The 12,646-nt window shown below is 65.8% G+C and carries 12 protein-coding genes; 6 read left to right on the forward strand and 6 right to left on the reverse strand.

Annotated features, from left to right (window positions below; all coding sequences use genetic code 11):
* The first annotated feature begins 3 nt into the window (after positions 1-3).
* On the forward strand, positions 4-1,038 hold the full coding sequence (locus tag J7355_RS00175; protein WP_348522987.1) for a TIGR04283 family arsenosugar biosynthesis glycosyltransferase: 1,035 nt from the start codon (positions 4-6) through the stop codon (positions 1,036-1,038).
* Positions 1,035-2,225 (forward strand): phospholipase D-like domain-containing protein, encoded by a 1,191-nt coding sequence (locus tag J7355_RS00180; protein WP_209058764.1) that lies wholly within the window; start codon positions 1,035-1,037, stop codon positions 2,223-2,225. The genes J7355_RS00175 and J7355_RS00180 overlap by 4 nt, the downstream gene beginning before the upstream one ends.
* 6 nt (positions 2,226-2,231) lie before the next feature.
* On the opposite strand, the gene fetB is transcribed toward J7355_RS00180, so the two are convergent.
* The 6 genes from fetB to glnK form a co-directional block, all read right to left on the reverse strand.
* Positions 2,232-3,029: an iron export ABC transporter permease subunit FetB gene (fetB, locus tag J7355_RS00185; protein WP_209058766.1), complete on the reverse strand. Its 798-nt coding sequence runs from the start codon at positions 3,027-3,029 to the stop codon at positions 2,232-2,234.
* Positions 3,020-3,658 (reverse strand): ATP-binding cassette domain-containing protein, encoded by a 639-nt coding sequence (locus J7355_RS00190; protein WP_209058768.1) that lies wholly within the window; start codon positions 3,656-3,658, stop codon positions 3,020-3,022. Before J7355_RS00190 ends, fetB begins: the two co-directional genes overlap by 10 nt.
* A gap of 3 nt (positions 3,659-3,661) precedes the next feature.
* Complete coding sequence (locus J7355_RS00195) at positions 3,662-4,000, reverse strand: P-II family nitrogen regulator (protein ID WP_209058770.1); 339 nt, start codon at positions 3,998-4,000, stop codon at positions 3,662-3,664.
* A gap of 74 nt (positions 4,001-4,074) precedes the next feature.
* Positions 4,075-5,328 (reverse strand): ammonium transporter, encoded by a 1,254-nt coding sequence (locus J7355_RS00200; protein WP_280637535.1) that lies wholly within the window; start codon positions 5,326-5,328, stop codon positions 4,075-4,077.
* A 217-nt stretch (positions 5,329-5,545) separates the two neighbouring features.
* Positions 5,546-6,832, reverse strand: coding sequence for an ammonium transporter (locus tag J7355_RS00205; protein ID WP_209058773.1), 1,287 nt, complete (start codon positions 6,830-6,832; stop codon positions 5,546-5,548).
* Positions 6,833-6,875: 43 nt separating this feature from the next.
* On the reverse strand, positions 6,876-7,214 hold the full coding sequence (gene glnK, locus J7355_RS00210) for a P-II family nitrogen regulator (protein ID WP_209058774.1): 339 nt from the start codon (positions 7,212-7,214) through the stop codon (positions 6,876-6,878).
* A 268-nt stretch (positions 7,215-7,482) separates the two neighbouring features.
* Here glnK and J7355_RS00215 point away from each other — a divergent pair, with 268 nt between their 5' ends.
* The 4 genes from J7355_RS00215 to J7355_RS00230 all read left to right on the forward strand — a co-directional run bounded on the left by J7355_RS00215 (position 7,483) and on the right by J7355_RS00230 (position 12,625).
* Entirely contained in the window at positions 7,483-7,722 is a 240-nt protein-coding gene (locus J7355_RS00215) for an accessory factor UbiK family protein (RefSeq protein WP_209058775.1), read from the forward strand.
* Positions 7,723-7,728: 6 nt separating this feature from the next.
* Complete coding sequence (locus tag J7355_RS00220; protein ID WP_209058777.1) at positions 7,729-9,246, forward strand: YifB family Mg chelatase-like AAA ATPase; 1,518 nt, start codon at positions 7,729-7,731, stop codon at positions 9,244-9,246.
* Between the two features lie 231 nt (positions 9,247-9,477).
* Positions 9,478-10,221 carry a TorF family putative porin gene (locus J7355_RS00225; RefSeq protein ID WP_209058779.1) on the forward strand — a complete coding sequence of 248 codons (744 nt, stop codon included), beginning with the start codon at positions 9,478-9,480 and terminating at the stop codon, positions 10,219-10,221.
* Between the two features lie 388 nt (positions 10,222-10,609).
* On the forward strand, positions 10,610-12,625 hold the full coding sequence (locus J7355_RS00230) for a UvrD-helicase domain-containing protein (protein ID WP_209058781.1): 2,016 nt from the start codon (positions 10,610-10,612) through the stop codon (positions 12,623-12,625).
* Positions 12,626-12,646 lie beyond the last annotated feature (21 nt).

The following is a 12,646-nucleotide window of genomic DNA, read 5'->3' on the forward strand; positions in this document are numbered from 1 at the left end:
TCGATCAGCGTCGTCGTTCCGGCGATCGACGAGGCCGGTGCGCTGGCCGCGTTGCTGGCCGATCTACAGGCACAGCAGGCCGTAGCCCTGCAGGTCATCATCGCCGACGGCGGCTCGGATGACGACACGCCCGCGGTCGCGCGTCGCCATGGCGCCGAGATCGTCCATAGCGCCGCCGGGCGGGGCGCCCAGATGAACGCCGGCGCCGCGGCCGCGCGCGGTGACTGGCTGTGTTTCCTGCACGCTGACAGCCGTCTGACCCATCCAAACCAGCTCGCCGACGCCGTCGCCCACCTGAGGGATTCCGGCACCGCACGGGTCGCGGGGCACTTCGCGCTGCGCTTCGTGCGCACGACCGCTGGGCGCCGTCGCTTCTATCGCCATCTGGAAGCCAAGAGCGCGACCGGGCGTCGCTATACGATCAATGGCGATCAGGGGCTCGTGCTGCCGGCCGCGTTCTTCGCGGAACTCGGCGGGTTCGATACCCGGCTGCCGTTTCTGGAGGATCAGCGCATGGCCGCGGCGATCGAGCGCGCCGGCGCCTGGCGCCTTTGCCCGCACCGGCTGGCGACCTCGGCGCGCCGGTTCGAACGGGAAGGCGAGCGTGCACGCTATCTACTCATGGCCTTGATTATGGCGATGCATATCGTCGAGCTGGACGCGTTTTTTGCCCGCGCGCCCGGCGTGTATGCTCGGCAGCGCGATACCGGGCGGCTCGCCCTCACGCCGTATTTCAGGCTGCTGCGCCAACTGTGGCGCGATTGCGGCCTGCGTGCCGGGCTGCGCGTGGCCTGGCGTATCGCCGGGGTCGCGCTGACTCAGAGCTGGCAGCTGTTCTTCGCGGTCGACGTGCTGCTCGAGCCGGTGCTCGGCCGTGGCCGCCGCCTTGCCACGCGGTTACACGATCGCTTCCTGTGGCGGCTGATCCAGCACCCGCCCGGTCAGGCGTTGCTGATGGTTTGTCTGTTGTTTCTGGTCTTCGGGCCGCTACAGCTCTGGTGTAGGCTGCGAGAAAAATCTTTCTCAAACCGTCCATGACTGAACCCAATACTGCCGGCGCGCCGCCGGAGCTGAATGCGTACCGCCGTGCGATGGAGGGCACGCTCGGCATCCCGTTCACCGCCGGCAACCGCGTCGAGCGCCTGGTCAACGGGGCGCGTATCTTCCCGGCGATGATCGACGCCATCGAGGCGGCCGAGGAGTCCATCGATTTCCTCACCTTTATCTATTGGCAGGGCGATGTCGCCGAGCGCTTCGGCCATATTCTCGCCGAGCGGGCGAGGGCTGGTGTCCGGGTGCGGATCCTGCTCGACAGTTTCGGCGCCCACAGCATGCCGGACTCGGTACTCCGGGACATGGAAACAGCCGGTGCGGAAGTCGCCTGGTTCCGGCCGGTCAAGCGCTGGCGCTTCTGGCAGGTCGACAACCGGACCCATCGCAAGATCCTGGTCGTCGACAATCGCGTCGGCTTTACCGGCGGCGTGGGCATCGCCGCCGAATGGGACGGTGACGCCCGCAACCCCGACGAGTGGCGCGAGACGCATTTTCGGCTTACCGGGCCGGCGATCGACGGCCTGCGCGGCGCGTTTCTGTCGAACTGGGTGGAAGCAGGGCGCCGCGGTTTCGAGGACCGCTGGACGATGGCCGAGCCGCTGCCCGACGCCGACCGCGACGGCGCGCTCATCCAGGTGCTGCGCACGTCGGCCGCGGTGAACTACAGCGATATCGCGACCCTGTTCCGGCTCGTGATCAAGCTCGCGCAGAAGCGGCTGCGCATCACCACCGGTTACTTCGTGCCCGATACCGCCACGGTCGAGATGCTGTGCGATGCGGCCCGACGCGGGGTGGAGATCGAAGTGCTCATGCCCGGCCCGCATACCGACTCGCGGGTGGCGCGCATCGCCGGTGAGGACGCCTACGGGCCGTTGCTCGAGGCGGGCGTGAAGCTCTATCGCTATCAGCCCACCATGCTGCACGCCAAGATCGTGCTGGTCGACGACGCAGTGGTGGTCACCGGTTCGGCCAACTTCAATCACCGGTCGATGGGCAAGGACGACGAGATCGCGATTTCGATCATCCATGAGCCGACGATCGCCGCGCTCGGCGCCGATTTCGACACCGATCGCGCGCGCTGCGAGCAGGTCACGCTGCAGGCCTGGCAAGAACGCGGGGCCTGGCAGCGTTTCAAGGAATATATCGGCCGCCTTCTCAGCCCCCAGGCCTGACGCGCGCTAGATCGGGCGCAGTCGGTCCAGACGCAGCCGGTGGCGGTCGTCGAACAGCCGCCGCGCGCCCACAGAAACCGCCAGCAGGGTGCCGAAACCGGTCCCGGTGGCGATCAGGAACATGATCAGGATCTGATATTTGACCGCCTCCCACGGGGGGCTGCCGGCCAGCATCTGGCCGGTCATCATGCCGGGCAGGCTGATGATGCCGGCGGCCGCCATGGCGTTGAGCATGGGGATCATGCCGGCGCGCATAGCGTCGCGGCGCATTTCGGCCACGGCCTCGGTGGCCGACGCGCCCAGCGCGAGCCGGGTTTCGATCACGGCGGCGCCGCGCCAGACTTCCTGCGTGAGCCGGTCCATCGCCAGTGCGATGCCGGTCATGGTGTTGCCGAGCAGCATGCCGAGCAGCGGGATCGCGTATTGCGGCGTGTACCACGGCTCCACGCGAATCACGATCACCAGCGTGGCCACGGCCGTCACGAACGACGACAGAAACATCGAAGCCGTGCCGGCGGCGAAGCCGTAACCGCCGATGAAGGGGCGTTTCTGGCGTGCGGCTGCCTCGCGCCCTGCGAGCAGCAGCATGACCAGCGCCATGAGCGCGATCCAGACCAGCTGGCGCTGGGCGAACACCGCCTCGAGCACCAGGCCCACGAGCGCCAGCTGCGCGGTCGTACGCAGGGCCGCGATCAACAGCGTGCGGGCGATGCCCAGGCGCATGGCGAACGTGGTCGCCGCCAGGGCCAGGACCGCGAGCGCGGCCAGGGCGAGATCGAAAAACGATAGTGAGATCAGTTGCATGGGCGGTGTGCCAGCTGGCCCCGGGCGTCGAGCACACGATGTTCGTCGGCCACGCGTGCGAGCTGCGCGCTGTCATGACCCACCCAGACACAGCAGGCGCCGCGGTCCTGTCGATAGGCGCGGATCAGCCGCTCCACCCGTTCGATATTGGCGCCGTCGAGATTGGCGGTGGGTTCGTCGAGCAGCAGGACATCAGGTGCATGGCTGAGTACACGGATCAACGCCAGCCGCTGGCGCTGCCCGGAGGACAGGCGCTCGATGGGTCGGTCCAGCACGCAGGCATCGAGGTCGAGCGCCGCCAGATAGGCGTCGAGCCCGTGTGGCTGAAGATGCGGACGCGGCGTGTCGGCCCACCAGGCGGACTCGGCGGGCAGAAGCATCACCCGGCGCCGCCACGCCGGCGCCGCGAAATCGGCGGCCGGGCGGCCATCGAGCCGGCAGACGCCCTCGTGGGCGTCCAGATCGGCCATCGCCCGGAGCAGTCGCGTCTTGCCGGCCCCGGAAGGCGCAGCAAGGCCCAGGCAGGTGCCCGCGGCGAGGGCGAAATCGACCGGGCCGATGGCGCCGATTGCCAGCGCCACGGCTTCGAAGCGCGCCGCCCGGGCTGCGGTCGCGCTCCCGGTGCCCATGGGCTAGATGGCGTCGCGGTCGGTTTCGCCGGTACGGATGCGCACCACCTGCTCGAGGGTATGCACGAAGATCTTGCCGTCGCCGATCTGTCCGGTCTTGGCCGCCTCGATGATCGCCTCGACCACGGCTTCGACCCGGTCGTCGGCTACCGCGACCTCGAGCTTGACCTTGGGCAGGAAGTCCACCGCGTATTCGGCGCCGCGATAGAGCTCGGTGTGGCCCTTCTGGCGGCCGAAACCCTTGACCTCGGTCATCGTCGTGCCGTGCACGCCGACCTCGGCCAATGCCTCGCGCACGTCGTCCAGACGGAACGGCTTGATGACTGCGGTAACCATTTTCATTGCGATGAACTCCTCGTTCTTGATAGCAGCGAGTCTAACAGCTGATCCGGGTGGTCCGGCGTGGCGCCGTTGGCTTAGAGATCGTAGCCGCGCTCCTCGTGCTCGAGAATATCAAGACCGACCTGTTCATCCTCGACGCCGACTCGCAGATCCATCGTGGCTTCCAGCATCTTGAGGATCGCCCAGGTGAGCACGCCGGTGTAGATGAAGACAACGATCACGCCCAGCGCCTGAACACCCAGCTGGCCGAGGATGCTGTCGATGCCGTCGGCGAAACCCTGGCCGGAGAACGGGCCGATATCCGTGGATGCGAACACGCCGACCGCGAGGGTGCCGAGAATCCCGCCCACGCCGTGAACCGGAAACACGTCCAGCGAATCGTCGATACGCAGCACGCGCTCGACCCAGAGGGTAGCGGTGAAGCAGATCGCGCCGGCGAGAAAGCCGATCACGATCGCGCCGCCGGGGCCGACGAAGCCCGAGGCCGGCGTGATCGTGCCCAGGCCGGCGACCATGCCGGTAACGATGCCCAGCACGCTGGGCTTGCCAAAGCGGATCCACTCGGCGGCCATCCAGGTCAGGCAGCCCGCCGCAGCCGACAGATGGGTGACGAGCATGGCCATGCCGGCCTGGCCATTGGCAGCCAGCGCACTGCCGCCGTTGAACCCGAACCAGCCGACCCAGAGCATGCCGGCGCCGGAGACCGTCATGGTGAGGTTATGCGGCGCCATGGCCGTCTTCTGGAAACCGTGGCGCGGGCCGACGACGATCGCGGCCACCAGCGCTGCCACGCCGGCGGTGACGTGTACGACGGTGCCGCCGGCGAAGTCGAGCAGGCCCAGTTCGCCGAGCCAGCCGCCGCCCCAGACCCAATGGGTGACCGGCACATAGACCAACAGCAGCCAGGCGGCGGTGAACACCAGCAGGGTGGCGAAGCGGAACCGCTCGGCGAAGCCGCCGATGATCAGCGCCGGGGTGATCACGGCAAAGGTCATCTGGAACAGCGCGAATACCGGCTCCGGGATCGTGCCGCTGACGCTGTCCACGGTGACGCCGGCAAAGAACAGCTTGTCGAGCCCGCCGATGAAGGCGTTGCCTTCCGAGAAGGTGAGACTGTAGCCGCAGACCACCCACAACAGGGATGCCAGCGCACAGATGGCAAAGCACTGCATGAGTACCGACAGCACGTTGCGTACCCGCACGAGACCGCCATAGAACAGGGCCAGGCCGGGTAACGTCATGAACAGCACGAGCGCAGTCGTGGTCATGACCCAGGCCGTGTCCGCACCGTCGACAGCGGGGGCGGCGCTGGCCGGCGCGGCGGTCAAGAAAAGGCCGGTTAAAGCCAGCTAGGGCAGCATACGTATCGACAGCATGTCGTTTTCGGTTGGATGGGAAAACGCGCGGAGTATAGCGAAAGGGTGACGCCGGGTCGGCCTGGGAGAAGGTCGATTACTGTCGCGGCGCCGTTTTTCTAGCGGGCATGCACAAAAAAAGAGGCCCCGTTGCCGGGGCCTCTGGTAGCGGCGAATACCGTTGTCGGTATCAGGCGCCGGAGCGGCGGCTGCCGCCGGAGGTGAACTCCGGATAGGCTTCCATGCCGCACTCGCCGAGGTCCACGCCCTCGACTTCCTCTTCTTCCGATACCCGGATGCCGAACACGGCCTTGAGGATGCCCCAGACGATGAGGCTGGTCACGAACACCCAGACGAAGATCGTGAGTGCGCCGATCGCCTGGCCCGAGAAGGTGACGTCGCTGTTGGTGAGCGGCACGACCATCAGGCCGAGCAGACCACAGACACCGTGGACCGAGATGGCACCGACCGGGTCGTCGATCTTGATCTTGTCGAAGAACACGATCGAGAACACGACCAGTACGCCACCGGCGGCACCGAACAGGGTGGCCACGAGCGGTGTCGGCGTGGACGGCTCGGCGGTGATCACCACCAGGCCGGCCAGCGCGCCGTTGAGCGCCATGGTGAGGTCACCCTTGCCGAACATCACGCGGGCCAGCAGCAGGGCCGCGACCAGGCCGCCGGCTGCGGCGGTGTTGGTGTTGAGGAACACCATGGCCACCGAGTTGGCGCTGGCGATATCGCCGAGCTTGAGCACGGAGCCGCCGTTGAAGCCGAACCAGCCCATCCAGAGGATCAGCGTACCGAGCGCGGCCAGCGGCAGGTTGGCACCCGGAATGGCGCCCACACTGCCGTCCGCGCGGAACTTGCCTTTACGCGGGCCGAGCAGAAGCACACCGGCCAGAGCAGCCGAGGCGCCGGCCATATGCACGATGCCCGAGCCGGCGAAGTCGGAGAAGCCGAGGTCGCCGAGCACGAACAGGCCGAACACGCTGTCGCCGTTCCAGGTCCAGGAGCCTTCCATCGGGTAGATGAAGCCGGTCATGACGACCGCGAACGCCAGAAACGCCCACAGCTTCATGCGTTCGGCCACGGCACCCGAGACCACCGACATGGCGGTCGCCACGAACACCACCTGGAAGAAGAAGTCCGACGCGTCGGCATAGACCGAACCGCCGTCGAAACCGCTTTCCGCGGAGGCGGCCAGCGCGTCCTGAACCAGCGTGTCGCCACCGGCGATGCCGTTCAGGAACAGCCCGCCGTCATACATGATCATGTAGCCGCAGACCATGTACATTATGCAGGAGATCGAATAGAGCGCGATGTTCTTGGTCAGGATCTCGGTCGTGTTCTTGGCACGAACGAGGCCGCCCTCCAGCATGGAGAAGCCGGCGGCCATCCACATGACCAGTGCCCCGCAAATCAGAAAGTAGAAGGTATCGATTGCGTACTGCAATTCGAAGATATTGTTTTCCATGACTTAGGATTTCCCTCGAGTTAAGGCGTTGCGAAGGCGCGGCTTACAGCGCGTCCTTGCCGGTCTCGCCCGTGCGGATACGGATGGCCTGTTCCAGTTCGGTGACGAAGATCTTGCCGTCGCCGATCTTGCCGGTATGGGCTGCCTTGGAGATCGCCTCCACGGCGGCCTCGAGTTCGGGTTCCTCGATCGCCACCTCGATCTTCACCTTGGGCAGGAAATCGACCACGTACTCGGCGCCGCGGTAGAGTTCCGTATGGCCTTTCTGACGTCCGAAGCCCTTGACCTCCGTGACGGTGATGCCCTGCACCCCGACCTCGGACAGCGCCTCGCGGACCTCATCGAGCTTGAACGGCTTGATTACGGCTGCGATTAGTTTCATATGACTTGCTCCTGTCATGCGTTATCAGCACCCCGTTGCCTCGCATTCAAGCAGTCGGGACGTGCAAGCGAGAGATTGCGCTCGGGTCTAAGCATTCACCGTGCCAATACATGAAAATCATGTAGTTACAGGAATTCGGCGGGTAATGAGGCAGGCAGCGAAATGCGCGAAAATGGCGCTGCACTAAATTGGTGCGGCCGGCTTTTGCCTGATCGCCACGCAACCGTCATGCTGTGGCCCTGAGTCATCGAGGTTGACGACACCACCCATGCGTTCCATAGAAGACATTGCCGCCCGACTGTCCCAGGCGTTGCCGCCGCAGGTCGGGCCGCTGCGCGACGAGTTACACGCCAATTTCCGGGCGATACTGCAAAGTCAGCTGGCAAAGCTGGATCTCGTACCGCGGGAGGAATTCGATGCGGCGCGCGAGATGCTCGCGAACACGCGCAGCAAACTCGACACGCTGGAGCGCCAGGTCGCGGCGCTCGAGGCCGAACGCAACACCTAGACCGGCATGGCCCTGGCAACGGTATTCAGCCGTGCCCAGACCGGACTGGATGCGCCGGCGGTCGCGGTCGAGGTCGACCTGGCGGGTGGCCTGCCGGCGCTGGCGATCGTCGGGCTGCCCGAAACCGAGGTCAAGGAAAGCAAGGATCGCGTTCGCGCGGCCATCGTCAACAGCGGTTACCAGTTCCCAACGCGCCGGATCACGGTCAATCTCGCGCCGGCTGATCTGCCAAAGGAGGGCGGTCGCTTCGATCTCGCGATCGCGCTCGGCATTCTGGCCGCGTCCGGTCAGATACCGGGGGAGGGGCTCGCGCAATACGAGTTTCTGGGCGAACTGTCGCTATCAGGCGCCTTGCGCCGTGTGCGGGGTGCGCTGCCGGCCGCGCTGGCCGCGACGAATGCCGGGCGTCGTCTGGTCGTGCCCGAGGCCAACGGCCCGGAGGCCGCGCTGGCGAGCGCCGACGCGGCGCATGCGGCCACCCATCTGTCCGACGTCACCACAAGTCTGGCGGGTGACGAAACGCTGTGGAAAACGCCGGTGCCGGCGGTTGGCCCATCCAATCAGCCGCAGGCGGATCTGGCCGATGTTCGCGGCCAGCACCAGGCCAAGCGGGCGCTCGAAATTGCGGCCGCCGGAGGGCATTCGCTGTTGCTGATCGGCCCGCCGGGTGCCGGCAAGACCATGCTGGCGTCGCGGTTGCCCGGCCTGTTGCCGGAAATGACCAGCGAGCAGGCGATGCAGGTCGCCGCCGTCGCGTCTATCTCGGCGGGCGGCTTCAAGCCCGAGGACTGGGGGCGGCGCCCGTTTCGTGCCCCGCATCACACGGCGTCCGGGGTGGCGCTGGTCGGTGGCGGATCGACCCCGCGTCCCGGCGAGATCACGCTGGCCCACAACGGCGTCCTGTTTCTGGACGAGCTGCCCGAGTTCGACCGGCGCGTGCTCGAAGTGCTGCGCGAGCCGCTCGAGTCGGGTCATATCGTCATCTCCCGGGCGGCACGGCAGGCGGAATTTCCGGCCGCCTTCCAGCTGATTGCGGCAATGAATCCCTGCCCCTGCGGCTATTTCGGCGATGCCTCCGGGCGTTGCCACTGCACGCCCGAGCGGATCGATCGCTATCGCGGCCGTATCTCGGGCCCGCTGCTGGATCGCATCGACATGCATCTCAATGTGGCAGCCGTGTCGCGCGACGTGCTCATGGGTGGTGCAGGCGAACAGCCGGCTGAATCGAGCGCTGCCGTGCGTACCCGTGCCGTCGCGGCCCGCGCCGAGGCCATGCGTCGGGGCCACACCAGTAATGCGGCGCTGCGCCCGGCGGAGATTGACGACCACTGTCCGCTCGAAAAAGGGGCGCGCACACTTTTGGAGCAGGCGATAGCGCGTCTCGGCCTCTCGGCACGGGCTTATCACCGTATTTTGCGCGTGGCGCGCACCATCGCAGATCTCGCCGGGGCCGATCGTATTGCACCGGCCCACGTTGCCGAGGCAATCGGCTTTCGTCAGCTCGACCGTACCGCCTCGATTTGAGCTTTTAGAACAAAGCGGTACGTCCGTTATCGGTTGGCTGGCGCCGATCCGTTCAGCGGCGGGCAATCGCCGCGTCGACGCCGTTGGTCTGGTGTCGAATCCTCCCGTGAAACGCTGCTTCCATCAGCTTTGGCACGCCTGATGCATTAACGCCGCTGTCCCGCTTACGGCCGTGGCCCGGGTTGGGGTTTTCTCAAGACGAGAATTTTTGCAAAGGGAGCAATACCAAAGATGAAGAAGCAACTTCTAATCGCCTCGACGGCAGCTGTCATGACCATGGCCAGCGTAGGCGCCATCGCGGCAGAAGCCAGCGCGAACATCGCGTTCACCACCGACTATCGTTTCCGCGGCATTTCGCAGACCGACCGCGATTTCGCCCTCCAGGGCGGGTTCGACTACGCCTGGGACTCCGGCCTCTATGTCGGCACCTGGGCGTCGAATGTGGATGGTTTCAACTCGAACCCGATTGACGGCGACGGCGGTGCCCAGGCGGAACTCGATTTCTACGCCGGGTACGGGTTCGACATCACCGATACCGTGTCCTTCGACTTCAATACCCTGTACTTCTACTATCCCGGTGCGAGTACCGCCGGCAATCAGCCCGAAATCGATTACTGGGAGTTCACGCCGGGCATCAGCTACAGCGGTGAAACGCTGTCTGCCGGTTTGAGCGTGTCCTACAGCGACGACTTCTTCGGCGAGTCCGGCGATGCCTTCTACTACAACGGCACGGTCGACGTTCCGCTGACCGACGCGCTGGCCCTCGGCATCCATGCCGGCTACCAGACCATCGACGACAACGAAGCGTTTGGCACGCCCGATTACGCCGACTGGTCGATTTCGCTGGGCACGTCCATGTTCGGTCTCGATTGGTCCGTTGCCTACGTCGATACCGACCTGAGCTACGACGAGTGCTTCGGCGGCGACAATCTGTGTGGCGCCACTGCGGTGGGCACCGTCGCCAAGTCGTTCTAATAACCCGTTCGCGGGAGATTGCATCAAGCCGGCCTTCGGGCCGGCTTTTTCGTGTCTGAAAACCGCCGATTTCGTAGCCGGACAGGCGGCAGCGAACTGCTAGACTCTGCCGCCCATGGCGCAGGGGCCTTTGAGCTATCCATCCGCGGTCGCGCCGGAGTCCTATGCGCGCGACTGGCAAGGAGCGAGGAGTGAAATGTGCTGAAGGCACATGATCGACGAGCAACGCCGCCCAGCCGCGCGCATAGGCCCGGCCTTTTGCCCGGCGGGCAAAAGGTTTGGCCCAAAAGCCACAGCTACGGCGTTGCATGGCTTGGCCCGGGAGTGGCCCGGCCGCTTCGCCATGCGCCTTGTATCTGCAGCTTTTGGACTCAAACGCGATCCGTGTATGGATAGATCAAAGGCCCCTAAACTCAATCCCCAGCAGGACGCTGCGGTCCGTTATCTCGACGGCCCGTTGCTGGTGCTCGCCGGCGCTGGCTCGGGCAAGACGGGTGTGATCACGCGCAAGATCGCGCATCTCATCCAGCGCGGCTATGCCGGCGACCGTATCGCTGCCGTGACCTTCACCAACAAGGCCGCGCGCGAAATGAAACAGCGCGCCTCGAAGCTGATCGACAGCGAAGCCGCACGCGGGCTGACCGTAAGCACCTTCCACAGCCTCGGCCTGCAGATGATCCGCGCCGAGCACGCCACTCTGGGCTACAAGCCGCGGTTCTCGATCTTCGATGCCGAAGACGCCGACAAGCTGCTGGCCGACCTGGTCGGCAAGGATGCCGAACAGCGCAAGATCGCGAGGTTCACTATCAGTGCCTGGAAAGCCGCCCTCGTGGATCCGGAAACCGCGGCTGCGACCGCTGCCGGTTCGGAACAGGCCATCGCCCGCGCCTATGGCGAGTACCAGCGTCGCCTCAAGGCCTACAACGCGGTCGATTTCGACGACCTGTTGAGCCTGCCCGTGCAGCTGCTGCGCGACGACGCAGCCGCACGCGAGCGCTGGCAGAACCGTTTCCGCTATCTGCTCGTCGACGAGTACCAGGACACCAACGCCGCCCAGTACGAGCTCATGCGTCTGCTTGCGGGTGTGCGCGCGGCGTTCACCGTGGTCGGCGACGACGACCAGTCCATCTATGCCTGGCGCGGCGCGCGGCCGGGCAATATCGCCGATCTGTCGCGCGACTTTCCGCATCTCAAGGTCATCAAGCTCGAACAGAACTATCGTTCGGTCGGGCATGTGTTGTCGGCAGCGAACCGGCTGATTTCGTCCAACGAACGCGTCTACGAAAAGAACCTCTGGAGCGCGATGGGCCCGGGCGATCGTATCCGCGTACTGGCCTGTGCCGACGAGGCGGGCGAGGCCGAACGGGTCACCAGCGAGATTTCGTCGCATCACCTGCGTACCGGCAACGCCTATGGCGATTACGCCGTGCTCTATCGCGGCAACTTCCAGTCGCGGGCCTTCGAAAAAGCCATGCGCGAACGCAATATTCCCTATCGCGTATCCGGCGGGCGGTCGTTTTTCGAGCGCAGCGAGATTCGTGACCTGGCGGCCTATCTCAAGTTGCTGGTCAATCCGGATGACGACGCGGCGTTTCTGCGCGTGGTCAATTTGCCGCGGCGCGAAATCGGCCCGGCGACGCTGGAAGCGCTGGGCCGCTACGCGGGCAGCCGCCATCTGAGCCTGTTCGATGCCGCCCGCGGCGTCGGGCTGTCCGGCGGCGTGGGCGACCGCGCCGGGCGGCGCCTGGCCGACTTCGTGGACTGGGCGTCCGGTCTGGCGCGCGACGGCGAATCCATGCCGGCCAAGGCGCTGGTGGTGCAGCTGATCGAGGATATTGATTATCGCGACTGGCTACGTGACACCGCGGCCAACACCCGCGCCGCACGCAAGCGACTCGAAAACGTCGACGAGTTCCTCGGCTGGCTCGGCCATATGGAAGAAAACAGCGACGGCACGCCGCGTGGCCTGGACGAAGTGGTGCGCCGGCTCAGCCTCATGGACTTCGCCAACCAGAGCGAAAAGGACGTGGAGAATCAGGTCCATCTGCTGACGCTCCACGCCGCCAAGGGTCTCGAGTTCGATCACGTCTTTCTCGCGGGCCTGGAAGAAGGGCTGCTCCCGCACCACGCCTGCATGGAAGACGACAAGATCGAGGAAGAGCGGCGCCTGCTCTATGTGGGTATCACCCGCGCGCGCAAGACGCTGTCGCTGAGCTATGCCCGCCAGCGCCGGCGCGGCGGAGAGAACACCGACAGTACCCCGAGCCGTTTTCTCGAAGAGCTGCCCCGGGACGAGATCGAGTGGCCGAGCGGCGGCAAGCGCGATCCGAAGGCCGACGCCGAGCACGGCCGTAGTCAGGTCGCGGCGCTCAAGGCCATGCTCGGCGAGGCCGGCGGCGAGTAGTTCGCCCCGGCGCCTGCCGGT

Source organism: Endozoicomonas sp. G2_2, from assembly GCF_017744135.1.
Taxonomy (GTDB): domain Bacteria; phylum Pseudomonadota; class Gammaproteobacteria; order Nevskiales; family Salinisphaeraceae; genus Salinisphaera.